The sequence below is a fragment of the Enterococcus sp. AZ149 genome (genome assembly GCF_051714285.1).
GTDB lineage: Bacteria > Bacillota > Bacilli > Lactobacillales > Enterococcaceae > Enterococcus_D > Enterococcus_D entomosocium.
On the sequence record NZ_JBIORO010000001.1, the window covers coordinates 955,918 to 981,957 of the forward strand.

At 44.1% G+C, this 26,040-nt stretch carries 20 protein-coding genes; 9 read left to right on the forward strand and 11 right to left on the reverse strand.

What is annotated here, in order from left to right; all coding sequences use genetic code 11:
- Positions 1-8: 8 nt before the first annotated feature.
- The 9 genes from ftsZ (at position 9) to IGI94_RS04510 (ending at position 14,423) form a co-directional block, all read left to right on the forward strand.
- Positions 9-1,253 carry a cell division protein FtsZ gene (gene ftsZ / locus IGI94_RS04470; RefSeq protein WP_005237278.1) on the forward strand — a complete coding sequence of 415 codons (1,245 nt, stop codon included), beginning with the start codon at positions 9-11 and terminating at the stop codon, positions 1,251-1,253.
- A gap of 12 nt (positions 1,254-1,265) precedes the next feature.
- Positions 1,266-1,937 carry a YggS family pyridoxal phosphate-dependent enzyme gene (locus IGI94_RS04475; protein ID WP_008377340.1) on the forward strand — a complete coding sequence of 224 codons (672 nt, stop codon included), beginning with the start codon at positions 1,266-1,268 and terminating at the stop codon, positions 1,935-1,937.
- 16 nt (positions 1,938-1,953) lie between these two features.
- Positions 1,954-2,607, forward strand: a complete 654-nt coding sequence (locus IGI94_RS04480) for a cell division protein SepF (RefSeq protein ID WP_005237276.1) — start codon at positions 1,954-1,956, stop codon at positions 2,605-2,607.
- A 26-nt stretch (positions 2,608-2,633) separates the two neighbouring features.
- Complete coding sequence (locus IGI94_RS04485) at positions 2,634-2,897, forward strand: YggT family protein (protein ID WP_005228822.1); 264 nt, start codon at positions 2,634-2,636, stop codon at positions 2,895-2,897.
- 18 nt (positions 2,898-2,915) lie between these two features.
- On the forward strand, positions 2,916-3,698 hold the full coding sequence (locus IGI94_RS04490) for an RNA-binding protein (protein WP_005237275.1): 783 nt from the start codon (positions 2,916-2,918) through the stop codon (positions 3,696-3,698).
- Positions 3,699-3,718: 20 nt separating this feature from the next.
- Complete coding sequence (locus IGI94_RS04495) at positions 3,719-4,474, forward strand: DivIVA domain-containing protein (protein WP_005237274.1); 756 nt, start codon at positions 3,719-3,721, stop codon at positions 4,472-4,474.
- Between the two features lie 840 nt (positions 4,475-5,314).
- Entirely contained in the window at positions 5,315-8,110 is a 2,796-nt protein-coding gene (gene ileS, locus IGI94_RS04500) for an isoleucine--tRNA ligase (protein WP_016613827.1), read from the forward strand.
- A gap of 366 nt (positions 8,111-8,476) precedes the next feature.
- Positions 8,477-12,982: a glutamate synthase large subunit gene (gene gltB, locus IGI94_RS04505; RefSeq protein WP_438899493.1), complete on the forward strand. Its 4,506-nt coding sequence runs from the start codon at positions 8,477-8,479 to the stop codon at positions 12,980-12,982.
- A gap of 1 nt (position 12,983) precedes the next feature.
- Positions 12,984-14,423: a glutamate synthase subunit beta gene (locus tag IGI94_RS04510; protein WP_438899494.1), complete on the forward strand. Its 1,440-nt coding sequence runs from the start codon at positions 12,984-12,986 to the stop codon at positions 14,421-14,423.
- Positions 14,424-14,506: 83 nt separating this feature from the next.
- Here IGI94_RS04510 and vanS read toward each other — a convergent pair whose 3' ends face one another.
- The 11 genes from vanS to IGI94_RS04565 form a co-directional block, all read right to left on the reverse strand.
- Positions 14,507-15,637 (reverse strand): vancomycin resistance histidine kinase VanS, encoded by a 1,131-nt coding sequence (vanS, locus tag IGI94_RS04515; protein ID WP_438899495.1) that lies wholly within the window; start codon positions 15,635-15,637, stop codon positions 14,507-14,509.
- Positions 15,627-16,322 carry a vancomycin resistance response regulator transcription factor VanR-C gene (gene vanR-C / locus IGI94_RS04520; RefSeq protein ID WP_005237269.1) on the reverse strand — a complete coding sequence of 232 codons (696 nt, stop codon included), beginning with the start codon at positions 16,320-16,322 and terminating at the stop codon, positions 15,627-15,629. The genes vanS and vanR-C overlap by 11 nt, the downstream gene beginning before the upstream one ends.
- Positions 16,323-16,420: 98 nt before the next feature.
- Entirely contained in the window at positions 16,421-18,523 is a 2,103-nt protein-coding gene (vanT, locus tag IGI94_RS04525; RefSeq protein ID WP_194188532.1) for a membrane-bound serine racemase VanT, read from the reverse strand.
- On the reverse strand, positions 18,520-19,092 hold the full coding sequence (gene vanXY, locus IGI94_RS04530) for a D,D-carboxypeptidase/D,D-dipeptidase VanXY (RefSeq protein WP_194188533.1): 573 nt from the start codon (positions 19,090-19,092) through the stop codon (positions 18,520-18,522). Before vanXY ends, vanT begins: the two co-directional genes overlap by 4 nt.
- A complete protein-coding gene (gene vanC, locus IGI94_RS04535) occupies positions 19,089-20,141 on the reverse strand; it encodes a D-alanine--D-serine ligase VanC (RefSeq protein WP_194188534.1) in 1,053 nt (350 codons plus the stop codon). The genes vanXY and vanC overlap by 4 nt, the downstream gene beginning before the upstream one ends.
- 345 nt (positions 20,142-20,486) lie before the next feature.
- Positions 20,487-21,032, reverse strand: a complete 546-nt coding sequence (locus IGI94_RS04540; protein ID WP_008377364.1) for a TIGR01440 family protein — start codon at positions 21,030-21,032, stop codon at positions 20,487-20,489.
- Positions 21,033-21,037: 5 nt separating this feature from the next.
- The gene (locus tag IGI94_RS04545; protein WP_061053867.1) at positions 21,038-21,517 is read right to left on the reverse strand and encodes an ECF transporter S component; all 480 of its coding nucleotides are present in this window, start codon (positions 21,515-21,517) and stop codon (positions 21,038-21,040) included.
- Complete coding sequence (thiD, locus tag IGI94_RS04550; RefSeq protein WP_438899496.1) at positions 21,514-22,302, reverse strand: bifunctional hydroxymethylpyrimidine kinase/phosphomethylpyrimidine kinase; 789 nt, start codon at positions 22,300-22,302, stop codon at positions 21,514-21,516. The genes IGI94_RS04545 and thiD overlap by 4 nt, the downstream gene beginning before the upstream one ends.
- Positions 22,303-22,405: 103 nt before the next feature.
- On the reverse strand, positions 22,406-23,932 hold the full coding sequence (zwf, locus tag IGI94_RS04555; protein ID WP_008377369.1) for a glucose-6-phosphate dehydrogenase: 1,527 nt from the start codon (positions 23,930-23,932) through the stop codon (positions 22,406-22,408).
- Positions 23,933-23,941: 9 nt separating this feature from the next.
- Positions 23,942-24,589 carry a metal-dependent transcriptional regulator gene (locus IGI94_RS04560; RefSeq protein WP_008377371.1) on the reverse strand — a complete coding sequence of 216 codons (648 nt, stop codon included), beginning with the start codon at positions 24,587-24,589 and terminating at the stop codon, positions 23,942-23,944.
- Between the two features lie 142 nt (positions 24,590-24,731).
- Positions 24,732-25,967 carry an aminopeptidase gene (locus IGI94_RS04565; RefSeq protein WP_005237260.1) on the reverse strand — a complete coding sequence of 412 codons (1,236 nt, stop codon included), beginning with the start codon at positions 25,965-25,967 and terminating at the stop codon, positions 24,732-24,734.
- Positions 25,968-26,040: the final 73 nt, after the last annotated feature.

The window sequence follows — 26,040 nt, forward strand, 5'->3', positions numbered from 1 at the left end:
GATAAACTATGGAATTTTCAATTGATAATAACATCAATGACGGCGCTGTGATCAAAGTCATCGGAGTCGGCGGTGGTGGCGGCAACGCAGTCAATCGTATGATCGAAGAAAATGTCAAAGGCGTAGAATTTATTGCAGCCAACACTGACGTTCAAGCATTAAAAAATTCAAAAGCAGAAACAGTCATTCAATTAGGCCCTAAATATACCCGTGGTCTTGGTGCTGGTTCACAACCAGAAGTTGGTCAAAAAGCAGCAGAAGAAAGTGAAGATTCTATTCGTGAATCATTAGAAGGCGCAGATATGATTTTCATTACCGCTGGTATGGGTGGCGGAACCGGGACCGGTGCTGCACCGATCGTAGCTAAAATTGCCAAAGAAATCGGGGCATTGACAGTCGGCGTCGTTACTCGTCCGTTTACATTTGAAGGACCAAAACGCGGCCGTTTTGCTGCTGAAGGAATCGCTAAATTAAAAGAGAATGTCGATACCTTATTGATCATCTCAAACAACCGTTTGTTAGAAGTTGTTGACAAGAAAACGCCAATGCTTGAAGCATTCCGTGAAGCAGACAATGTCTTGCGTCAAGGGGTTCAAGGGATCTCAGACTTGATCACTGCACCTGGCTATGTCAACTTAGACTTCGCTGATGTGAAAACAGTGATGGAAAATCAAGGCACCGCTTTGATGGGAATCGGTGTTGCTAGCGGCGAAGAACGCGTGATCGAAGCAACGAAAAAAGCAATCTCTTCACCATTGCTAGAAACATCGATCGATGGTGCTGAACAAGTGCTATTGAACATCACTGGCGGATTGGACATGACTTTATTTGAAGCACAAGATGCTTCTGATATCGTCGCTCATGCGGCAACAGGTGATGTAAATATTATTTTAGGTACATCAATCAATGAAGACTTAGGCGATGAAATCCGTGTGACTGTCATTGCAACTGGCATTGACCCTTCTAAAAAAGAACGTGGGTCTCGCTCTAGCAGACAAAGTCAAAGCCAAATTCATTCTATCCCACAAAAACCAACCTTAGATATGGACCAAGCGCGTCCTGCACAAGCAGAAGAAAGCAATGGTTTTGGTGATTGGGATATCCGTAAAGAACAAAATGTACGACCTAAAGTAGAAGAAAACACATTTGAAAATGTAGAAAAGAAAGAATTCGACACCTTCAGCCGTGATGAAGTACGCTCGAATGATGACGACGAATTAAGCACACCACCATTTTTCCGTCGTAAACGCTAGGGGGCAGAGCACATGATTTCTGAGAACTTGCACAAGATCCAGCAAGAGATACAGGACTCCTGTGCTCTTGTTTCTAGAAATGCCAGTGAGGTCTGTTTGACAGCTGTGACAAAATCCGTCGATACAGAAACGACAAGAGAACTTCTAGAAAATGGTGTGCGTGATTGTGCAGAAAATCGAGTAGAAAAGCTACTTGAAAAAAAGGCAGCATTAACTGATTACCCAGATGTCCGTTGGCATTTTATTGGTAATTTACAGCGCAGAAAGGTAAAATCAGTTATAAATGAGATTGATTTTTTCCATGCGTTGGATTCAATCAAACTGGCACAAGAAATTCAAAAACGAGCAGAGCATCCGATCAACTGCTTTGTGGAAGTGAATGTTTCGCAGGAAGCAACGAAACAAGGGATTTTCGTAGAAGAGGTGGTGGCTTTTATTGAAGCACTCGCTTCGTTCGACAAAATTCGTGTTGTTGGATTGATGACGATGGCCCCGCTCACTGCTTCCAAAGACGAGCAGCATCAGATTTTCAAAGAATTAAAAAGGATTCAACAACAGATCGCTGACCTGCATCTTACACATGCCCCTTGCTTAGAAACGAGTATGGGAATGAGTAATGACTTTCCCATTGCGATTCAAGAAGGCGCAACATTTATTCGTGTAGGAACAGCATTATTTCAATAAAAAAGGAGGTTGACCGATGTCGCTCAAAGAGAAACTGACCAATTTTTTTGGATTGACTGACGAAGAAGATTATTATGAAGAAACATTTGCCACTGAAGAACCGGCACGCACGGCAGCGAAACCAGCTGTGAACCAAGGAGGAGCTTTTACCGCCCCTAGAACAACAGCGAGTACGCGTGCTTCTAGCCAAGCGGCTTCTTATACAACAAGTCAACCACAAAATCAAGCCTATCAATACAGACAGCAGCCTCAAACTGCTGCCTATCAACAATCCTCAGCGGCGGCTGAACGAGTAAGATCGGTGCCTAAGACGGAAGAAAAAGTCGTTCCAATGGCGCAACAAAGAACTAATACGAGAGTCAAAGACACAAAAGCAAAAGAAACTTCTCCACAAATGGCTGGAAAAATAACGATCGTAGAACCACGCGTTTATTCAGAAGCTATGGGGATTGCGAAGCAAGTCATCAATGGAGATGCTGTACTTGTTAATTTTCATTTAATTGAAGAGTACCAAGCTCGTCGAATAGTTGATTTTTTAACAGGAACAGTGTACGCTGAAGATGGTGATATCAAGCGTGTTGGCGATGAAATTTTTCTTTGCACGCCTAAGGGTATGGAAATTGAAGGCACTGCCCAAACATTAGCAGATACCAATTTTTTTGATATCTAAAGTGAGGAGGAACGCCAATTTTATTCTTGAGATTCGTTAAATTACTGAGTGATGCTGTTTATCTGTATACCATTTTATTAGTGATCTATGCACTTTTGTCTTGGTTTCCAGGAGGGTATCAGTCCGCTTTTGGCCGTTTCTTAGCAAAAGTGTGTGAACCGTATTTGAGTTTATTTGATCGATTGAAATTAAGTTTTGCTGGTATCGATTTTACGATTGCATTTGCAATTATTGTCTTACAGCTAGCATCACAAGCATTGATATTGATCTTACAATCAATTTTATTTTAACGTAAGGGGTGGTTATCGGTGAACGCAAATGTCTATCAACATTTTCGAAACGATGAACGCCCTTTTATTGATTCCGCTCAAGGATGGATCGAACAAGTGCAAATGCAGTATGCGCCTTACTTGACTGATTTTTTAGATCCGAGACAAGCGTATATCTTAGAAAGCTTGATTCGTCAATCAACGGATTTAAGTTTCCGCTTTTTTGGTGGATATGAAGCTGCTGAGAGACGACGTTGTTTGATTTATCCCGATTACTATGAGCCCACCACCGATGAGTTTGACATGACTTTATTTACGATTCAATACCCGAAAAAATTTACGGTGTTGAGTCATGGAAAAGTTTTAGGCACATTAATGGGGACTGGAGTCAAGAGGGAATACTTTGGAGACATTCTTTCCGATGGTGAAATATGGCAAGTATTCGTTGCCACTGAAGTCAGTCATTTTATTCAACTCCAAGTGGATAAAATCGGCAACGTATCCGTTCGATTGGAAGAAACAAAATATACCGATTTGATCGTGCCTAAAGATGGCTGGACCGAGGAAAGAGAAACGGTTAGCTCATTGCGTCTTGATACAGTGATCTCTGCCGTATACAACATCTCACGCCAGCGTTCGAAACAGTTGATCGAATCAGGAAAAGTAAAAGTAAACTGGACAGAAGCATTACGACCAGATTTTGTTCTGGATTTACTGGATATCATTTCGGTAAGAGGATTTGGTCGGATTCAAATACAGGGGTTAGAAGGAACCACGAAAAAAGAAAAAGTTAGATTGTTATTAGGTGTATTACGTAAATAAATCAAAGAGGTGTATAGAATATGGCATTAACTCCATTAGACATTCAAAATAAAAACTTTTCAGTAAAAATGAGAGGCTACAACCAAGATGAAGTCGATGACTTCTTGGATATGATCGTTCGTGATTATGAAGAAGCCGTTCAACGCAATCGTGAGTTAGAAAAATCGTTGAAACACGCAGAAGAAAAACTTGAATATTTCAATGAATTGAAAGATGCCTTGAATCAATCCATTATCGTGGCTCAAGATACGGCGGATAAAGTAAAAACAAGCGCAAGCAAAGAATCAGAAGTAATCGTTACTTCTGCTCAAAACCGTGCGGATGAAATGGTTGCTACTGCAGAAAAACATGCGCATGCCTTGATGACCTCAGCGGAAGAAAAAGCCAAAGAGATTTTGACGGATGCAACCGACAATGCCCGTCAATTGGCGACAGAAACAAATGACTTGAAGAAGAAAACCAGAGTCTTCCATAACAACTTATTAGTTATGTTGCAAACGCAATTAGAACAAGTGAAGAGTCCTGAGTGGGAAGAAATTTTGGCGCCATTTTCAAGCTATGTACAAGATTCCCACCAAGTGATCAGAGAAGTTTTGTCAAAAGAACTTGACAGTGAAAATGGTTCTGGAGTAAACTCAGAAGCAGTGGAAACATTTGATGTGGACATTGTTGAATCAGATGAAAAAATCGTTGATGTAAGTGAAAGCCCTGAAGTGAAAACATTAGATGATGCGAGAAACTTATTAGACGAATTGAACAAGACAGATAACAACTAAGACACAGAACAGAAAAATTTCTTATATTTTTCAAGCGAGTTTGGGAGAGTGGAAGCCAAATAAAACCCTGTAAGAAATCAGATCATCTGTGAGTTGCGTTCTTGAAAGAGCTGACTTTTCAAAGACTCGAGTAGAGAACGACGCCTGATCCCGTTACCGATCATCAAAGAATTGTCAACCGACAATAAAATTTGGGTGGTACCACGAACACGTTCGTCCCTTACCAGGGACGGACGTGTTTTTTGCTGTGAATCACTGCGATTGGTCCGCAAAGCGGAACAGAGCAGATGATGAACAGTACTAGGCGACCGCCGGGAGCGTAGTAACCGTACTAAGAATCACTATGATTGGCTTGCGAAGCAAGACAGAATAGATGATGAACAGTACTAGGCGACCATAGGGAGCGTAGTAACCATACTAGGAATCACTATGATTGGCTTGCGAAGGAAGACAGAGCAGATGATGAACAGTACTAGGCGACCGCCGGGAGCGTAGTAACCATACTAGGAATCACTATGATTGGCTTGCGAAGCAAGACAGAATAGATGATGAACAGTACTAGGCGACCGCCGGGAGCGTAGTAACCGTACTAAGAATCACTATGATTGGCTTGCGAAGCAAGACAGAATAGATGATGAACAGTACTAGGCGACCATAGGGAGCGTAGTAACCAAATTAGGAATCACGCTGATCAACTGTTAACAATCAGTGAATCCTAAATGCATTGAGTTTATGGCAACCAATCCATTTGACAGGTTCAATAGAAGCAATCGGTTGATCGAGTCGATGGATTTTGAAACTATACCAAAACGTTGAGAGACGAAAAGGAGCGAAACAAGAATGAAAATGAAAGAAACACTGCATCTTGGAAAAACCGCTTTTCCAATGCGAGGCAACTTGCCGAACCGCGAAGTGGATTGGCAAAAAGAATGGGAAGAAAATCAATTGTATCAACGTCGTCAAGAATTAAATGAAGGCAAGCCAACCTTTGTCTTACACGATGGCCCTCCCTACGCAAATGGAAACATCCATATTGGACACTCATTGAACAAAATCAGTAAAGACATCATCGTACGTTCCAAATCGATGTCAGGTTTCCGTTCCCCTTATGTACCTGGTTGGGATACTCATGGTTTGCCGATCGAACAAGTACTGACCAATAAAGGGATCAAGCGCAAAGAAATGAGCTTGGCAGAATATCGCAAAAAATGTGAAGAATATGCTTTGACACAAGTGGATACACAAAGAGCTGATTTCAAACGTTTAGGCGTTTCTGGTGACTGGGATCATCCATATATCACATTGACACCAGACTATGAAGCAGCAGAAATCCGCGTGTTCGGAAAAATGGCAGAAAAAGGCTACATCTACAAAGGATTGAAACCAATTTACTGGTCACCATCTAGTGAATCATCATTAGCAGAAGCTGAGATCGAATACAAAGATGTGAAATCACCATCGATCTATGTGGCTTTCCCAGTAGCAGATGGCAAAGATTTGCTTGATTCAGATACATCTTTTGTTATCTGGACGACGACGCCATGGACCTTACCAGCGAATCTAGGAATCTCTGTGAATCCAACCTTTGCCTATGTTCAAATCTTGGCCGATGGCCGCAAATTCGTCGTGGCAAAAGATTTATTAGAAACCGTGACGAATGAGATCGGTTGGGAATCTGTCGAAGTATTACAAGAATTGGCTGGCGATCAATTGGAAAAAATGACGGCAAAACATCCTTTTTATGATCGTACGTCTCTATTGATGTTAGGGGACCATGTGACATTGGATGCCGGTACTGGTTTGGTCCACACTGCACCAGGACACGGGGAAGATGACTACATCGTCAGCAAAAAATATGGTCTAGATGTCTTATCACCAGTCGATAGCCGTGGGGTCTTCACAGAAGAAGCACCAGGATTTGAAGGGGTCTTTTATGACAAAGCCAATCCAATGATCACTGAGCTTTTAGAAGAAAAAGGAGCCCTACTAAAACTAAACTTCTTTACTCACAGCTATCCACATGATTGGCGGACGAAAAAACCAGTCATCTATCGGGCAACACCACAATGGTTTGCGTCTATTGATAAGTTCCGTCAAAATATTTTGGATGAAATCGAAAAAGTAGATTGGATCATTCCATGGGGCAAAACTCGTTTATACAATATGATTCGCGACCGCGGCGACTGGGTGATCTCTCGTCAACGTGCGTGGGGCGTTCCGTTGCCAATCTTTTATGCAGAAAACGGCGAAGCCATCATTACGCCTGAAACGATCGAGCATGTGGCAAACTTGTTTGCTGAACATGGTTCAACGATTTGGTTTGAAAAAGAAGCAGAAGAATTACTGCCAGCTGGCTTCACGCATCCGGGCTCACCAAATGGCAAATTCTCGAAAGAGACTGACATCATGGATGTTTGGTTTGATTCAGGTTCTTCTCACGAAGCCGTGTTACGTCAACGTCCAGAATTGACGTTCCCAGCTGACATGTACTTGGAAGGTTCTGACCAATATCGTGGGTGGTTCAACTCAAGTATCACGACTAGTGTTGCGATCAATGAAGTCGCACCATATAAAGCCGTCTTGTCTCAAGGCTTCACCTTAGATGGCGAAGGTCGCAAGATGAGTAAATCTCTTGGTAATACCATTGCACCAGAAAAAGTGATCAATCAAATGGGTGCGGATATTTTGCGTCTTTGGGTCAGCAGTGTTGACTACGAAGCGGATGTCCGAGTGTCTATGGATATCTTGAATCAAGTGTCAGAAGTCTATCGGAAGATTCGCAATACCATGCGTTTCTTATTAGCGAACACGAGTGATTTTGATCCAGCAAAAGACAGCGTACCTTTTGAAAACTTGCGTTCTGTCGATAAATACATGATGGTTCGTTTGAATCAAACGATCAAAACGATTCGGGAAGATGGCTATGAAAAATATAACTTCTTGCATATTTACCGGACAGTCATCAACTTCTTGACAGTCGATATGTCTTCCTTCTATTTGGATTTTGCAAAAGATGTCGTTTATATCGAAGCTGAAAATGATTTCCAACGCCGTGCTATGCAAACTGTCTTTTATCAAACAGCGGTTGCATTGACGAAATTATTGACACCGATCATTCCGCATACCGCAGAAGAAATCTGGTCACACTTGAAAGAAGAAGAGGAATACGTACAGTTAGCGGAGTTCCCTGGCTATGATACATTTGCTAACCAAGAAGAACTGCTCGATCTTTGGCGGGCCTTCCTTGATTTCCGTGACAATGTCTTAAAAGCATTAGAAGAAGCGCGTAATGCAAAATTGATCGGAAAGTCCTTTGAAGCGAAAGTCACTGTTTATCCAACTGAGCCAGTTGCGGCATTGCTAAAAGCTATCGATTCAGATATTGCACAACTGCTGATCATTTCACCAGACTTCTTAACGATCAAAGAAGTCGGTGAAGCAGCTCCTGAAGCGGCATATCAATTTGAGGATGTGGCGATCTTAGTTGAAAAAGCCGAAGGGGAAGTATGTGAACGTTGTCGCCAAGTCCGGGTAGATGTTGGTGTAGAAGAGCAACTGCCAACACTTTGTGGGCATTGTGCAACCATCGTCAAAGAAAACTATCCCGAAGCAGTTGCAGAAGGCTTTGAAAAATAAAAGAACGAAAAAAGATGACCCCATTGCGGGTCATCTTTTTTTGCGCTTGCTCATTCTTATTCCTTGAGAATGGGAGAAAAACGCACGTTTCTGACATGAATATGAGAAAATAGGTGGCAATTGATAACGATTCTCATTTGTTTGCAATAATTTTTCGACAGTTTATTGTATAATAAAAAAACCTTACTAGACGAAGTTTCTTCCTTAAGGTCTGTAGGCAATTGTTTGTTCGAGATAGAGTATTTCACTGTCAACAGAAGAAACCAACGAGCTCGGATCAAGTAAAAAAAACTTGCCAGATAGAAAAACAGGTTGTAAACTGTTAAAAATCGGAATATTCAGAATATTGAAAGAAAGTGTGATTCCATGAGTGATTTAGAGATGATGAGGAAAACGAACCAAACGATGTACGATGCCGCTTTTGAAAAAGATGCTTGTGGGATGGGGTTTATTGCACAAAAAGATGGTCGCTATTCCCGAGAACTTGTGCAAAATGCCTTAACAATGTTAGAACGGATGAACCACCGAGGGGGAACTGGCGCTGAACCTGACACAGGTGACGGAGCTGGAATTTTGATGGCGATGCCTGACCCATTTTTTCAACAGCGAGCAAAAGAGGCCGAAATCTCATTGCCTGAAAAAGGCGCCTATGCTGTTGGGATGTTTTTTTTACCGAAAGAAAAGCTCCGAGCAGCACAGGTCCAAGAAGAAGTAGTCAAAGATATTCAACAAATGGGTTTTACCGTTTTATGGCAACGGGATGTGCCTTATGATTATTATCAGTGTGGACCGGGGGCGCAAAAAGTCATGCCCTCATTTGTGCAAGTCTTTATTGAAAAACCTGTCGATGTAGCTGCTGGACGTCTCTTTGAAGATCAGCTTTACCGGCTACGACGTAAACTGGAAAAAACGTATCATACTGATGAGTTGTCTATCTGCAGCTTGTCCAGTAAGACAGTTGTTTATAAAGGAATGCTGCATGCCTATCAAGTTGGCTTATTTTTCAAAGATCTTCAAAGTGCAGAAATGACTTCGAGTATTGCTTTGACCCATTCTCGTTTTTCAACGAATACCTTTCCAAGCTGGAGTCGGGCGCAACCTTTTCGTTTCTTAGCCCATAATGGCGAAATCAACACGTTACGCGGGGCAGAAAATTGGATGCATGGACATCAAATCGAAGTCTATGATGATGAAAATTCTGATTCGGCGAAACTAGAAAATTGTATGGAATATTTGTACCGTCAAGGGCGAGATATTCCTCAAGCACTGTTGATGATGGTGCCAGAAGCGTGGTCCAAAGAAGCTGGATTGTCACCGGAGCTGACGGCTTTTAATGAGTACAACGCAAGCTTTATGGCTCCTTGGGATGGACCGGCAGCTTTATGTTTTACAGATGGGGATTTGGTAGGGGCTGCACTCGATCGAAATGGGTTACGGCCATCTCGCTACTCGATCACGAAAACTGGTTTTGTGGTCGTGGCCTCTGAGTCAGGCGTTGTGGATCTTCCAGCATCGGAAGTGATTGAAAAAGGGGTGCTTGGACCAGCAAATATGTTTTTGGTGGATACCAAAAAAGGGGTGATCTTACGCAATCAAGAAATCAAAGCGCATTATGCGAATGCCCATCCTTACCAGGAGTGGCTAGCGGATCACTTATTGACACCAGAGCTGCTTCCTGAGACTGAGAAGCAGGAGGAAACAGCAGATGATGCGATCCAGACCCTTTGGAAACGAAATGGTTACACGGATGAGATCATTCGCACGTTGATTTTACCAATGGCTCAAACGGGAGAAGAACCAGTGATCTCCATGGGGTTTGATTCACCCTTAGCTATTTTGAGCGAACGTCCCCAATCCTTGTTTACGTACTTCAAGCAACAATTCGCCCAAGTGACCAATCCGCCAATCGATGCGATTCGCGAAAAATTGGTGATCGGTACCGAGCTGTTTTTAGGTCGAGATGGGGATGTTTCAAAGGACATTCGAATCAATTGTAATAAGCTGAAGATTGCTAGTCCGGTGTTAAAAACGAGTGAATATGAAAAAATCAAACAGTTAGATCAAAATGGTCAAAAAGCGGCTTTACAGTCGATTCTTTATGATTATGTACCAGAAAACGGGGCAGCTTTGCAACAAGCGTTAGAAGCGCTTTTTAAAGAGACGGAGCAAAAAATCGATTCTGGGGCAACGATCGTCATTTTAAGTGATCGGGAAGTCATCCAAGCGCAAGAAGGAAAAGTGGCGATTCCGATCCTTTTGGCGGTATCAGGTCTGCACAATTACTTGGTGCGAAAAGGCAAACGTTCCTTGGCATCAATCGTTGCGGATACTGCGGAAGTCTGTGAGGTCCATCATTATGCCATGTTAGTCGGCTACGGAGTAAGTGGGGTCCACCCTTATGGGGCTTACCAGACATTGGCACATTTTGAGCTTTCAGAGAAGATCGAAAGTTACCGTAAGGCATGTGAAAAGGGCATTGTCAAAATCATGTCACGAATGGGGATTTCAACGATTGCCGGTTACCATGGGGCGCAATTGTTTGAAGCTGTTGGTATCTCTGAGAAAGTTATCTCCGAATACTTTACCGGCACGGTTACTCGTATCGGTGGACTTTCATTAGCGCAAATCGAGCAAGAATACTTAACGCGTTATGAAGCGGCGTATGGCGAGAAACGCGTGGATTATCTTGATTCGGGTGGTAGTTTCCAATACAAAGCTGACGGGGAACATCATCTGTTCAATCCAAAAACAATCTATGGATTTCAAAAAGCTGTTCGTACCGGCAGCTATGCGCTTTATAAAGAATATGCGGCGGAGATGAACCAAGACGCGTTAGAGAATCCAACGACCCTCCGTTCTATGTGGACCTTTGGGAACACGAGACGCAGTATTCCTTTAGCTGAGGTGGAACCTGTTGAAACGATCGTCAAACGGTTTAAAGTCGGTGCGATGTCTTACGGCTCTCTAAGTGAAGAGGCGCATCGCTGTATTGCTGAAGGGATGAATGCGATTGGTGCAAAATCCAACAGTGGAGAAGGTGGAGAAAATCGGAATCGTTTCAAACCAGTGAAGGGCATTAACTATAACAGTCGTATCAAACAAGTTGCTTCTGGCCGTTTTGGTGTCAATGCCGAATATTTAATGAGTGCGGACGAACTCCAAATCAAAATGGCCCAAGGGGCAAAACCTGGTGAAGGTGGTCAATTGCCAGGCAACAAAGTCTTCCCATGGGTAGCGGAGATTCGTGGCTCAACACCTGGTGTCCGACTGATTTCGCCGCCACCACATCACGACATTTATTCGATTGAAGATCTAGCCCAGCTGATCTATGACTTAAAAGCAATCAACCCGTATGCCCGCATCAATGTCAAATTGGTTTCTAGTACAGGTGTGGGTACGATCGCTACCGGTGTCGTCAAAGCCGGCGCAGACGTAGTCGTGATCTCAGGCTATGACGGTGGGACCGGTGCTTCTCCGAGAAATTCGATTCGTGATGCTGGCTTGCCTTGGGAGATGGGGCTTGCAGAAGCCCATCAAACGTTAGCTATGAATCATTTGCGGCAGCGAATGACCTTAGAGACAGATGGAAAATTAATGACGGGTCGGGACATCGCCATTGCTGCTCTTTTAGGAGCAGAAGAATATAGCTTTGCCTCTTTAGCGCTAGTTGCGATTGGTTGTGTCATGATGCGAGTTTGCAGTATCAATACATGTCCTGTCGGCATTGCTACGCAAAATCCAGCGTTGCGCAAATTTTTCGCAGGGAAACCTGAGCACATCATCAATACGATGTACTTTTTAGCAGAAGATTTACGGGAAACAATGGCCGAGCTAGGGTTTCGCACGATTGATGAGATGGTAGGACACGCGGAAGTGTTGACACCACGCTTCGTTGCCAAAGGCAAAGCAAAGTCATTAGACTTTTCGAAAATGATTGGAACGACGATCCCGATCGAACGCAAGGTGACGGACCCATTCCTTGAGAAACGACAATGGCCAGAATTAGACGCTTTTGCCCAAGAAGCCATCGACAATAATCAAGAAATCGTTATGAATCATACGATCAATAATGTTCAACGTTCAGTCGGCGCTCGTTTAGGGGGGTGGATCGCAGAACGCTTTGGCAATTACGAAGTAACACCAGGTTTGTTGCAGTTTACGTACCGCGGCATTGCTGGTCAAAGTTTTGGGGCGTTTGCCACCCAAGGCATCCAGTTGAAACTGATTGGCGAGGCCAACGATTATGTAGCCAAAGGATTGAGTGGTGCCCGTTTGATCATTGTGCCGCCTGAAGATGCTGCTTACGATGCAGAGCATTCACCGATTGTCGGTAACGTTGCTTGTTTCGGAGCGAATCGTGGTGAAGGCTATTTCCGCGGCATTGCTGGCGAACGCTTTTGTGTCCGTAACAGTGGAGCCAAAGTCGTTGTCGAAGGCGTTGGTGACCATGGCTGTGAGTACATGACTGGCGGCGTCGTGGTGATTTTAGGAAAAACCGGTCGCAACTTTGGTGCCGGAATGTCCGGTGGCGTGGCGTACGTCTATGATCCCGATCAAACCTTTGCTGATAAATGCAATCGGGAAATGGTTGATTTGTACCGGATTGGCGAAAGTGGCGATGACCATCAGCTGAAGGAGATGATCCAGCAGCATTTTGCCTATACAGATTCATTGAAGGCGGCGGAGATTTTAGAAGATTGGGAAAATCAGCAGCACCATTTCATCAAAGTCTATCCGACAGAGTACCATCAGATGATCCAAGCAACGGAGACTTTGGCTGAGCAAGGATTTATCGGGGAGGAACTTGTGACGAAAGCCTTCGAAGCTGTTGTCGGTCCACAATTGACTATTCCAGGAAAGGAGCGTGACTAATATGGCAGATCCATTTGGTTTTTTAAAGTATCCAAGAATAGAAAATCCTACCCGACCGGTTTCAGAACGTATCGAAGACTGGCAAGAATTACAGACGCCATTGCCTGAAAATGAGCGTCAAGAGCAAGCGGCACGCTGTATGAATTGCGGGATCCCATTTTGTCATACGGGTTCTTTTTACGGCGGTCAACGGGCAGTTTCAGGTTGTCCCAATGACAACCTGATTCCTGAATGGAATGATCTGGTTTATCAAGGACGTTTCCAAGCCGCCTTTGAGCGTTTAGCCAAAACCAATCCACTACCAGAAATGACAGGGCGTGTCTGTCCTGCTCCATGTGAAAAAGGCTGTACCGAGGCACTGAATGGCTCAGGTGTCACGATCCATGACAATGAACGTTTTATTATCGATACTGCTTTTGAAAACGATTGGGTCAAAGCTTCCGGGTTGCCTCAAGAAGCGACTGGTTTCAAGGTGGCGATCGTTGGTAGTGGACCGGCTGGTTTATCCGCTGCTTGGCGCTTGAATCAACTAGGACATCAAGTGACGGTCTATGAACGCAGCGATCGCTTTGGCGGTTTGCTAATGTATGGTATCCCAAACATGAAATTAGACAAAGATGTCGTGCAGCGACGTATTGATCTAATGGCAGAGCTAGGCGTGACCTTTGTCGCTAATACGGAGATCGGTCGTGACTTGTCAGCAGAGGAATTGTCCGCTCAGTATGATCGGGTCATTTTGGCAACAGGAGCTAGTGTTCCTCGTGACTTGAAGATTCCAGGTCGTGAATTGACTGGGGTGCAATTTGCAGTCGATTACCTGACGGAAGCAACCAAAGATGTCTTAAAGCATGGCAAAGCGGCAACCAGTAAAAAACTTGCTGGCAAGCATGTTATCGTAATTGGCGGTGGCGACACTGGAAATGACTGTATTGGTTCAGCGATTCGTCAAGGAGCCGCTTCTGTGCGTCAGTTGGAGATCACGCCCCAACTTCCATTGACACGTACCGACAGCAATCCTTGGCCTGAATACCCAATGACAGCCCGCACAGGCTATGGGCAAGAAGAAGCGGCTGAAGTGCTGCAAACACAAGTGACGTATCATGGGGTGTCCACAACGGCCTTTATCGGCGCCGAACGTGGCCAGTTGATTGCTATTGAAACGGTCTCAGTGGATCAACAGTTTCAGCCGATCCCTGGTACAGAGCAAGTGATCAAGGCGGATTTGGTTTTGTTGGCAATGGGCTTTGTTGGTGCAGAGACCCAACTCTTCGATGCCTTTGGTGTGCGAGAAGTGTACGATGATTACACGACGAACAATGAACGAGTGTTAGTCGCAGGAGATGCTAAAAGAGGACCGAGTTTAGTCATCTGGGGGATTCGTGAAGGACGCTTAGCGGCAGAAAAAGTCGATCAAGCGTTACGATCATTGGTGTATCAATAAGCAATCAATAAAAAACAACCTGAGCAGCTCTTCCTCCTTCTGAATTAGAAGGGGAACAGCGAAATGCTCAGGTTGTTTGCCTGTTAAGCAGTTGGTTCAGATGGATGGGGCTTTGATCGCTGTTCATTTTTTTCCATTGCTGCCTTTGGTAAACGAATCGAAAAGACGATGGTTTCGTCACGGCTTTCCGCCCAGATTTTTCCACCTAATGCCTCAACGATTTCTTTGGCGATCGGCAGCCCCAGACCGGTCCCACCCGTCGCCGTTGCTCGGGAAGCGTCCATTCGGTAAAAAGGCTCAAAAATCAAGCCAATCTTTTCAGCAGGGATCGTTTTTCCATGATTGGTCAAACGAATCAGGATATCATCAGAGGCACTGATGGCTAAATGCAAGGGGGAATCGGCATAACTATAATTGATGGCATTGCGAATCAAGTTATCAAAGACGCGTTCCATCTTCTCTGTATCGACAGTCGCATAGACTTTTTTCTGTAGCTGCAGTTGCCAATGAAGGTTCTTTACTTCTAGCAGCGGTAAAAATTCGAACGTCAACTGTTCTAGCATCAAGCTAAGATCCGTGGTTTCGGTCTGTAAGGCGATCGTTGTAAGATTAAAACGAGTGATTTCAAAAAATTCGCTGATCAATAATTCTAGCCGCTGGGCTTTTTGCAAGGCGATCTTGGTATAGCGTGCGCGTAGTTCGGAAGAAAGCTGCGGTTCTTCTTCTAGAAGTGTCAAATAGCCGATCACACTGGTCAAAGGTGTGCGTAAATCATGTGCGAGATAGACGATCAAATCATTTTTCCGCTGCTCTGCTTCTTTGGCAGCTCGTTGATCCTGTAGGTTTTTTTCCCGCAACTGGTTCATTTCTTCTTGCACGTCGATCAGATTGCTGGAAAGAACGATTCGCTTCGTAGGTTCAGCAATCAATTGATTCGTGGCTTGAATCGTTTCATTCAAATAGCTGATGGCTTTACTCATATAATAAATCGTTGTGCTCACCCAAATCAGCAAGGCACCGATCGCTAGACAGACGAGCCAATAATCAGCAAAAAGCCGTAATATTTGATAAATGGGCTCATAGCCGTACCAAACCCTCAATCCTGCTACAAAGCGAACAGTTAAAGGGATCAGAATCAAAAGGAGCATTAAAACACCTGTGGTGATAAAGTATTGAGTCAAAAGTTTCCGGATCAATGGACTTCTATTTTTCAATGATATAGCCGACCCCCCATACAGTTTTGATTAATTTCGGTTTGCGGGGTTGTTCGTTTAGCTTTTCCCGCAGACGGGCAATATGTGCCATCACTGTGTTATTGTTATCTAAATATTTTTCTTTCCAGACTGCTTCAAAAAGAGTTTCTGAGGCAACGACCGATCCTTGGTGTTCAAATAAGTAAAGCAGGATTTTAAATTCGATGGGGGTCAAGAAAACCTCTTTGCCATAAAGATAACATTGGTGACTGTTGATTTTCAACAGTAAGCCTTCCTTTTCGTATTCTTCAATCTTCTGCGGAACAGCTGACTGATTGTATCGTTGGTATCGCCGTAGTTGCGTTTTGACCCGAGCAACAACTTCTAATGGATTGAAGGGTTTAGTCACATAATCATCTGCACCTAGACTTAGACCGGTAATTTTATCCAGATCTTCTCCTTTGGCAGTGAGCATCAGTACTGGAAAAAAGTGGGTTTTGCGAATGGTCTGTAACAGCTGAAAGCCGTCGATATCCGGCAGCATCACATCTAAAACTGCCACATCGACTGTTTCTTTTTCGAGATAAGCCAAAGCACTCGTTCCATCATAAAAAGGTTCCACTTGAAAGCCTTCATTCCTTAGAAACGTCGTGACTAACTCGGCGATTTCTTTTTCATCATCAACAACAATTATTTTTTCTGCCATCCTTGATTCACTCCAACTATCTACGATCTTTTTTCATTTAAACTACCATTTACTCTACCCACATCATACCGTAATCGGTAAGCGAATGCATTCGTTTTCTACTTTGACATTGAAGGGACGCGGGAACCTAGTCGACTGATCAATTCATTGGGAATGGTTTGTGCTTGATCAGCTGTATTCGTCCAATCGTTGATTACTTCTAACCAACTTTCGACCGCCAGTTCTGGATAGTCCGTTAAATCGATCAAGAGCATATCCATACAAATCAACCCAACCTGCGGGAGTAAAACCCCTTGATAAGACAATTGGAATCCTTGATTTGATAGGGCACGGGGGACTCCGTCACAGTAGCCGATACTAACGATCCCAATCGTGGTAGGTCGATCAAAAACAGTGGCTAGTCCATAGCCGATCGCTTCACCAGCGGCGACTGTTTTTTTGTCCACTAGTAAGGCTTTTAGGGTCAGAATCGGCTGTACGTTTATCTTCTGTTTTGTTGGTTCATTCGGGACACTCAGGGAACCAGTTAAAAGAATACCCGGGCGCACATAATCATACTGTTTCTCTGGATAATTCAATATTCCGTAACTGCTTTGCAGATGCGTCAGACCATAGGCGATATTTCTAGCGGATAAGCCAGCCAATAGATCATCAAAACAAATGATTTGGGCTTGTGTCCGTAAGATACTTGCCGTATCTAGCTGATCTGAAGAGCCTAGATGGGAAAAAATGCCTGTGATCTTGAGGGATGGCAAGGCATAAAGCCTTCTAACTGTTTCAAGGTCAGGGGCAACGCCTAGACGATGCATGCCGGTATCTACCGCTAAATGGCATTCGATCGGAATGCTTGTTTGGGCTAAAGCATGCCCATGGGCCTCACTAACGATGGTTGGAATCAAGGAATAATGTTTCAGCTCTTTGGCACGTTGGGCAGAAGTGTACCCTAAAATCAGTAAGCGACTTTTGATGCCAGCTCGCCGTAATTCGATGGCTTCTTCTATGGTGGCAACAGCAAAAAAATCGACGCCTACTCTTTCCAAGGTACGAGCGACCAATTGTGCATCGCAACCATAGGCATCTGCTTTAACCACCGCCATCACTTTTGTTTTTGCGGGGATCAATCGCTTGATTTCCTGCAAGTTGTGCAACAGGGCGGGGGCTGAGAATTCTTTGGCTGCCCGCTGCAAGTGGAGCGGCGTTTTTTTCGGAAACGGCAACAGCTTTTGCAAAGCAAAGAGACCATGCACCACCCCAATGGTCAGTCCTAAGACCACCAAGAAATTGATCAGATTGTTTTGCAGCAAGGGTAGCTTTTGACTAAGAAAATGGGTTACTGCAATGGTATAAGGATGGAGCAAATAGAGCCAAAGGGACAGACGACCCGCTTGTTTCCAGATCATGGGTGCTTGCCATTGCTGAATGATCGGAAATAAAAACAAGAGAACGAAGGGCAAAAAGACATACATGCTGTCATGTTTAGGTGTAGTAAAGTGATGCAAGAGATAACTTTCCAAAAGCAAGCAAATAAGACTAATCATCAGATAACTATAGCGATGGGGAGAAGCAGGTTTTTTGGCAAATCTTCTGGCTAGTACCCCTAAGATCAAAAATAAGGGAGCAAAAAAAATGCCGTTGCGAGTTCCATCCAATAGTTGGAAAATCAGTGAATAGAGTGGCGTGATGGGTGTTTGTGCAGCCAGGCCAGACCAACTGTCCCCACCTAAACCAACCACATACAAACCGACAGCAATGAAAAACACCTGCTTGAAAGAAAGACGTGTCAAGAGGCCCATCACTAGTAGACCGCCGGTAATGATCGCAGGAAAATACCAAAGATGGTAAAGAATGCCGTTGACTAGCAAAGTTTGAATAAAAGTGTCTAGTGGCATGTTCAATCCTAGTATGCCGCTGTACCAAGCAAGCGGCAAAAAGAGCAGTGTGGCAATGAGATAGACTTGCAGCTGTTTTTTGATAAATAACCAAATACGTTGTCTGGCAGGATAGCTGTTTTGGGTGGCTAAATCACTGAACACATAATACCCGCTGATCATAAAAAAGAAGGGGACGGCGATTCTGAAAAGAGTCAATGTGATCAGGATATCACCATTGGGCCACAATCGATGAAGGGGCAGACAGTGGATCGCGACCACCATCATCGCTAAAATCACCCGAAACTGCTCAATTCCTTGATTCTTCTTCATGCGAACTGCCTCGCGGTTTGTTCAAGATATTGATAGTATTCTTCCAATGTCCACTGTTGACTGGCGATGATTTGACTATGAGGCAGACCGACATAACGAAAATGCCATGGTTCATAGCCAATCCCTGTAGTCTCCTGTTTGTCTGCGGGATAGCGTAAAATAAATCCGTAGTTCATCATTTCCTGTGTAAATAAATCCGCCGCTGCGCTGTCACGAAACCGTGGGCAGATCAAATCACCTTGCTGGGCTTTTAAACCAACATCGATCGCTAAGCCTAACTGATGCTCGCTGCAGCCGGGCAACGCCACAAATTGTTTCGTATAGGCTAATCCATTTTCTTTTAAGGAATATTCCCATAAATGCCGTTGCTGCTTTTCGGTTCGATAGCCGTCTAATAAGCAGATCTCGTTTTCAAGTTTTAAGGCTTTGACGAGGCGTTCCCATTGTTTGGCTGCTTCAGGCTGCAAGTAAACTTCTTCTTCACTAAAAGCAGCAAGGACGAGGTGGGGCGGCTCTTGGTTTTTTTCTAATGGAAACTCTTTGCTAACTAACTGTAGATAGGGATTCATTTGCCTTCCTCCTTTGCTAAGACAAGCAGTTTTTGTAGTAGTTCTTGATAGGATAAGCCGATTGCTGCCATCATGGCAGGATAGCGGGAGTGACTCGTAAAGCCCGGCATAGTATTGATTTCATTCAAGTATAGTTCTCCTTGATCCGTGACAAAAAAGTCGATGCGAGCAAGTCCTTTAAGACCAAGACTGTGATAGAGCAGCTGAGCTTGTTCTTTGACCTTGGTTTCAATCGTTTCAGGCAATGGTGCAGGAACGGTGATCTTGGCGCTAATCAACTGGTACTTTTCTTCAAAATCGAAAAAGCCTTCTACTAATGAAATAGCGTCACAAGCACCGACAGTCAAAGAGTCGTTGCCCAAGATACCGCAACCAATCTCAACGCCAGCTATATTTTTTTGTAAGAGCACTGCGGAACAATAAGCGAAGGCTTCCTTCAAGGCAGGAGCAATTTCTTCGACACAAGTCACTTTTGTGATCCCTTTTGAGGAGCCAGCTTCATTAGGCTTAAAGAAAACCGGAAAGCCATGGGTCTGGATAAAGGCTTCGATTTGTCTTTGCTGGTTGTCTTGATTTGTCAAGAGAATCGTAGGAGCACTTTGTACGCCAATGGCTGCTGCAGCTTGATGCAGCAGCCATTTGTTCATACATAAGGCAGAGGCTGCCACCCCGCAGCCTACATAAGGCAGCTTCATCAATTCAAACAATCCTTGGATACTGCCATCTTCCCCGTATTTGCCATGCATAATGGGAAATAAAACATCAGGTACCAACGTTTGCTGCTCTTCACTTAGCCAAAAGCCGTTTCCTTCAAAAAGCGGCTGGATTTTCTGTTTATGTTTCGTATCCAACAGCCACGTGTCTTGTCGGATGTTTTCCAGTTCTCCTGTATACAAATACCAATCCATAGCATCTGGGGCGATCCCGATCAAAGAGAGGTCATAGTCATCGGGAGATGATTGGAGTGCTTCGATTGCGCTAGTTGCTGAGGCTAAAGAAACGGCGTACTCCGGTGAATTGCCTCCAAAAATAATGGCGATTTTTTTCATATTTTTCTTCCTTCCACTTTTCGATTCTTGCTACATTCAGTCTATCAAGGAAAGAAAAAAGAAATTTACGGGCTTACTGGTATCTTTCTTTTCTTTTTGTGATGAAATTGTGACGAATTTATGACAAAAGGAAGGCGACAACTGCCGCTCTTTTTACGCAAGAAAGGAAACAGAATTTGAAGTAGAAAAAGCTGCCATAAGATGGAGCGGAGAAAATAGTGAAAGGAGAGCACTTTTAAGGAAGGAAAGGAGAGGCAATAGCAGGAACGTTGACACAAAAAAAGCACGCCGAAGCATGCTTTTTCCTTTTGAAGATGGTTTTTCGCTCATTATACGATTCGCTTATTATGCGTAATGAGCACGAGGACCACCGATATATTTGGGCCGTGATCCCAGAGCTGTGACATGGGCAGCGCCAAGGGTCTTGATAGAGGGACGGATCGGGATTTGAACATGTTTGACATGCATACCGATCGCTGTGTCGCCGATATCGATACCCGCTTTGGCCACAATGTGCTCCACTTCGATAGGCTCATCGAACAACTGGAAAGCCGCAACTGAGCAAGCACCGCCTGCATGCAGCTGGGGAACTACTGCGACTTCTTCTAATTGATATAGTCGAGCCGTTTCACGCTCAACGGCTAAAGCCCGATTGAGATGTTCACAGCCTTGAACGGCTAAATGAATATTTTTGGGACGCAAGATCGCTCGTAGTGTTTCAACGATAACCATGCCTACTTCTTGACTGGAATTTTTGCCAATCAAGCCACCAACCACTTCACTTGTTGAACAGCCGAGAACAAAAAGATCATTTTCATCAACGTTCGCTGTCGTAATGACTTCTTCAACGATCGTAGTTAAATCCGTTTTTAATTGATTGATATCTGTCATGAGAATCACCTTTCATTTAAAGAAAACTTTTTCGTGCGGCGTAAGGCATGGGTCAGCGGTAAAGCAACGATGCTGCCAAAGACCGTTTGGATTAAATTACTTGGAACTGAGGCGATCCCTGCCCCTAAACCGAATAGTAAAACTGTTGCTGCTGCATAGCCGGCAATCATGATCAAGCTGCCAACAATAACGGCTGCTAGTGGTCGATGGTTCATTCTACCCACGATCCAGCCTTGCACACCATGGATCACAATGGAAAAGAGGGCCCATTCAGGATAGCCTGATAGAAAATCAATGATGCCACCGCTCATTCCGCCTACGAAGGCCCCGGCGCTAGGTCCGAACAAAAGGGCCGAGATATAGATCCCTGCTTCACATAAGGTCACAAAGCCCTTCGTTTGTGGAACAGGAATGATAAAGGTCAAAGAAAGTGCACAGGTAAGTGCCGTCAGCATAGCGATCATGGTTAGGTTTCTTACTTTCATAGGTGTTCCTCCTTTTTAAAATAGGCGAGCTGATTGACGTTGCCAGAGGTTCCTAAAGGCAGACCGTCTTCGATCCCTGCCCAAACAAATGCTTTTGCAGTTTGAACAGCTGTTTCCAATGAAGTGCCTTTGGCAAGTAAAGCGGCAATCGCCGATGAAAGGGTACACCCAGCACCGTTGGTAGTCGTTCGGGTACTTTTTTCTGCTTCGAAAACAGTATATTGCCCAGAGTGGTATAAAAGGTCGTAGGCTTTTTCTCCAGTTAGTCGACTGCCACCTTTGATCAGGACATTTGGGGCACCCAATGCATGGATTTTTTTCGCCGCGGTTTTCATTTCCGCCAACGTCGTAATGGTTTGACCAGAGAGGTGCTGAGCTTCGAGTAGATTAGGTGTTACTAATGCTGTGTAAGGAAACAATGAGATCAATCCTGCTTGATAGAAATGGTTAAAGGCAGTATCTCCTTCTTTAAAGGCAAGAACTGGATCGAGCACGATCGGTCCGGTAAATGTTTGTAAAAAATCCCGCAGCAATTCAATGATGGCCGTTTGATGAAGCAGCCCGATTTTGATTGCATCCAAGGAAATGACCGAGCGCACGGAATCCAATTGTGCTTGAACCACAAATTCCGGGAGGTCATGGAACAAAAGATTATCATTGATGGCGACCACACATGTTAATAGGGCATGGCCAAACACCCCGAATTCCTCAAATGTTTTCAAATCAGCCGTCATGCCGCCACCTGCCAAACTGTCGAGACCGGCGATCGATAAGACTTGTTTCATGTCTGCTGCTCCTTTCGTTTCTCATTTCTTTCTATTATAAACAGTTGGTAAAAAAGAAAAACGGCCAATTGGATGTTTTTTCCTCATCCAATTGACCATTTGCTTATTTTTCATTTAGTAAATCTCGCTCACGATACCATTCATCGGGGCGCCAGATCCATTCAAAACCATCGGCAGCTAAGAGATCATACGCAGCTTGGGGTCCCATCGTTCCTGCGGCATAGTTTGGAAAATCAGGTGTTTCTTGGTCCCAAGCGTGACGGATCACATCAACGATGCGCCAAGATTGGGCAACTTCATCCCAATGGGTAAAGTTAGTGCCATCCCCATTCAAAGCATCTAAAATCAATTTTTCGTAGGCTTCAGGGGTGTTTTCGACGATTTCAGTACTATTCCGATAATCTAGCTTCACTGGCAATGTCTCAAACCCTTGGCCAATTTCTTTTCCATTCAAGGAAAGAGAGAAGCCTTCTGTCGGTTGAATGTAGATTGTCAGCACATTCGGTGCCAAACTCTCGTTTTGCTTTTGTTCATTCAGGTCTTGCTTAAAGACATTGACAGGGACTTGTTTAAAGACAATGTTGATGCGAGTGCCTTTTTCCGTCAAGCGTTTCCCGGTTCGTACATAGAAAGGTACGCCGGACCAGCGGAAGTTGTCGATCAAGAATTTTCCAGCAACGAAGGTTTCAGTTGCCGATTCTTCATCAACATTGGCTTCTTCTCGGTAGCCAGCAAATTCCTTATCTTCTAATTGTCCTTTGGCGTATTGACCACGAACGAAGTGTTGTTTCACTTCTTCTTCGGAGTAAATACGGATCGCATTTAAGGCTTTGATTTTTTCCGTCCGTAATTCTTTTTCAGAAAAAGCCACTGGCGGTTCCATGGCTAATAAGGAAAGGATCTGCAGAATATGGTTTTGGACCATATCTTTCAAGGCGCCGCTCTTATCATAATACCCACCGCGTTCTTCAACACCTAAGTTTTCTGCGATATTGATCTGAACATTGTCAATGTACCGATTGTTCCACATCGACTCAAAAATGTTATTGGCAAAACGAATCGCAGAAATGTTTTGGATCATTTCTTTTCCTAAATAATGATCGATCCGGTAGATTTCTTGCTCTGTAAAGACTTGATTGATCTCTTCATTCAATTCTTTTGCTGAGTCGTAGTCGCTTCCAAATGGTTTTTCGATGATCACTCGATGGTAGCCGTCAGTATCCAGCATTCCTTGGGATTTCAAGTGAGAAACGATCGTCCCAAAGAAATTAGGGGACATTGCTAAGTAAAAAATCTGATTGCCTTCTAAATGGTATTTCTGATCTAAGGTTTCCGCCAAATCCTTTAATGAATCATAATGACTCGTATCTGTTACATCATGTGATTGGTAGTAGAAATGAGAAGCGAATGTCTCTGCTTGCTCTTGTGAGTCGCTCAATTCTTTGATCGTACCTATTACTACTTCACGATAGTGTTCATCCGACCAAGGACGGCGAGCAGTACCGATGACTGCAAAATCTTCTTTCAAATCGCCTTTTTTGTACAACCGAAACAAAGAAGGGTATAGTTTGCGTTGGGCAAGGTCGCCCGTACCGCCAAAAATCGTAAAAAGGACCTTTTTTTCCATCATCTTCACTCCTTACAGTTTATCAACAAAAATCGTGCTGGCGGCTTTGTAGCTGACAGCAATTTCTTTTGTGTCATTTTTGATCGTAATCGGACCCTCGTATGCTGCCGCATCGATGATCTCGTATTCTTCATGAATATTCAATTGGATCGAAACAAGGTAATCCAGCAGTTCTCGTTCATCAAGGACACGGGCGATACGAATCTTGGTTCCTACCGGGTAGGAACTCATGGTGTTTTTTTCGCCTTCGTGAATGAGTTCTCCTTGTTCGGGGATCATTCCGCCATGTGGGCAATACCGAGGATGATCAAGGTAGGCTTCTAAGCGGCTCGCCAGTGTTTCCGAGGTGACGTGTTCTAAAACTTCTGCGTCATCATGAACTTCATTCCATGAGTAATGCAGGTGCTCCACAAGAAAGACTTCCCATAAACGATGCTTGCGGATCAGAGCACTTGCAGAAGCTAAACCAGTTTCAGTCAACTGTACCCCTTGATAAGGTGAATGTTCCACTAAGCCTTCTTTTAATAATTTTGAAATCATTTCACTTACTGAAGCTGCTGAGACGTCCAGACCTGACACGATTTGTTTGTTATTGATTTTCTTTTGGTCACCACCAAGCTCCAAGATGAGCTTTAAATAATCTTCACGATTTGGTGTCATCGGATCCATCCTCTCTTATCAAAGACTATCAAAGTAGATTTTATCAAAAAAGCCGGCTGATTACTACGAAAAAACCCGCCGGTTTCCAATATTCTATGTAAAAGAAGGCCGAGGGGAGCAACTCCACCTCAGCCTTTTTTTATTAAGCCCAGTCACCATTGCGAAAGACAGGAATCGTGGTGCCATCTTCTCTGATGCCATCGATGGACATTTGGTCAGAGCCAACCATGAAATCTACGTGGGTTTGGCTGCGGTTCAAACCAGCAGCTGCCAGTTCTTCTTCACTCATCTCAGTGCCGCCTTGCAAGCTGAAGGCATAAGCGGATCCTAAAGCCAAGTGGTTTGAGGCATTTTCATCGAACAACGTATTGAAGAAGATGATGCCGGATTGTGAGATAGGGGAAGGATCAGGAACTAATGCGACTTCACCTAAAGATTTTGCTCCTTCATCGATTGCTAGCAGTTTGCCTAACACTTCTTCGCCCTGTTCCGCAGAAAAGTCCACGACTTTGCCGTCTTTGAAGGTGAACTTCATCCCAGAGATGATGGTGCCTGCGTAGCTCAATGGTTTCGTACTTGAAATATAGCCATCGATGCGACGATTATCTGGGGCAGTAAAGACTTCTTCTGTTGGCATGTTCGCCATGAATTTTTCATTGCGGGTATTGTAACTGCCAGCACCTTCCCACAAGTGGTTTTTAGGCAAACCGATGATCAAATCGGTACCAGGTGCCGTATAGTGCAGAGCACTGAATTGTTCTTTGTTTAATTCTTCGGCTTTAACTTGCAAGGTTTCATCGTGTTTTTTCCAAGCTGCGACAGGATCTTCTTCATAGATACGCGTCGTTTTGAAAATTTGATCCCAAAGCTTGTCTTGTGCTTCTTCAGGGGAAGCATCAGGGAATACTTTTTGGGCCCAATCTTGACCAGCCGCCGCAACCACAGTCCAGCTGACTTTGTTGGCTTGTGTTGCTTGACGCAATTTCATCATCGCTTTACCAGAAGCTGCTTGGAAGGTTGCCACTCGGTCTGAGTCGACGCCCGCTAACGCATCTGGATTCGCGGAAACGACACTGATACGGCTGGCACCTTTTTCAACCCAGTCTTCCGTTTGATCAATTTTGTGCTGAGGAATCGTAGACAAACGATCTTCGGCCGCATGAGTAAGAAATTCTTTTTGGATCTCATCGTCGGTCCATTGGACGATTACTTCGTCTGCACCTAATTCATACGCTTTTTTCGTTAATAGGCGAGCTAAAGGTGCTTGGTCCACGGCGATTTGGATGACGATCGTGTGCCCTTTTTGGACATTTACGCCAACTTCAGTGATCAGTTGGGCATATTTTTCAAGGTTCTGATTAAAGTTTGGTAAAACCATTAAAATTCCTCCATTTATTCTAAATTTATAACTGTCTTCATGATAGCACTAAGTATTTTTGAAAACAAACGAA

Bases quoted from the DNA above. Each gene is read 5' to 3' on its own strand.
- ftsZ (WP_005237278.1), top strand. From the start codon at position 9: ATGGAATTTTCAATTGATAATAACATCAATGACGGCGCTGTGATCAAA.
- IGI94_RS04475 (WP_008377340.1), top strand. From the start codon at position 1,266: ATGATTTCTGAGAACTTGCACAAGATCCAGCAAGAGATACAGGACTCC.
- IGI94_RS04480 (WP_005237276.1), top strand. From the start codon at position 1,954: ATGTCGCTCAAAGAGAAACTGACCAATTTTTTTGGATTGACTGACGAA.
- IGI94_RS04495 (WP_005237274.1), top strand. From the start codon at position 3,719: ATGGCATTAACTCCATTAGACATTCAAAATAAAAACTTTTCAGTAAAA.
- ileS (WP_016613827.1), top strand. From the start codon at position 5,315: ATGAAAATGAAAGAAACACTGCATCTTGGAAAAACCGCTTTTCCAATG.
- gltB (WP_438899493.1), top strand. From the start codon at position 8,477: ATGAGTGATTTAGAGATGATGAGGAAAACGAACCAAACGATGTACGAT.
- IGI94_RS04510 (WP_438899494.1), top strand. From the start codon at position 12,984: ATGGCAGATCCATTTGGTTTTTTAAAGTATCCAAGAATAGAAAATCCT.
- vanR-C (WP_005237269.1), bottom strand. From the start codon at position 16,322: ATGGCAGAAAAAATAATTGTTGTTGATGATGAAAAAGAAATCGCCGAG.
- vanT (WP_194188532.1), bottom strand. From the start codon at position 18,523: ATGAAGAAGAATCAAGGAATTGAGCAGTTTCGGGTGATTTTAGCGATG.
- vanXY (WP_194188533.1), bottom strand. From the start codon at position 19,092: ATGAATCCCTATCTACAGTTAGTTAGCAAAGAGTTTCCATTAGAAAAA.
- vanC (WP_194188534.1), bottom strand. From the start codon at position 20,141: ATGAAAAAAATCGCCATTATTTTTGGAGGCAATTCACCGGAGTACGCC.
- IGI94_RS04540 (WP_008377364.1), bottom strand. From the start codon at position 21,032: ATGACAGATATCAATCAATTAAAAACGGATTTAACTACGATCGTTGAA.
- IGI94_RS04545 (WP_061053867.1), bottom strand. From the start codon at position 21,517: ATGAAAGTAAGAAACCTAACCATGATCGCTATGCTGACGGCACTTACC.
- thiD (WP_438899496.1), bottom strand. From the start codon at position 22,302: ATGAAACAAGTCTTATCGATCGCCGGTCTCGACAGTTTGGCAGGTGGC.
- zwf (WP_008377369.1), bottom strand. From the start codon at position 23,932: ATGATGGAAAAAAAGGTCCTTTTTACGATTTTTGGCGGTACGGGCGAC.
- IGI94_RS04560 (WP_008377371.1), bottom strand. From the start codon at position 24,589: ATGACACCAAATCGTGAAGATTATTTAAAGCTCATCTTGGAGCTTGGT.
- IGI94_RS04565 (WP_005237260.1), bottom strand. From the start codon at position 25,967: ATGGTTTTACCAAACTTTAATCAGAACCTTGAAAAATATGCCCAACTG.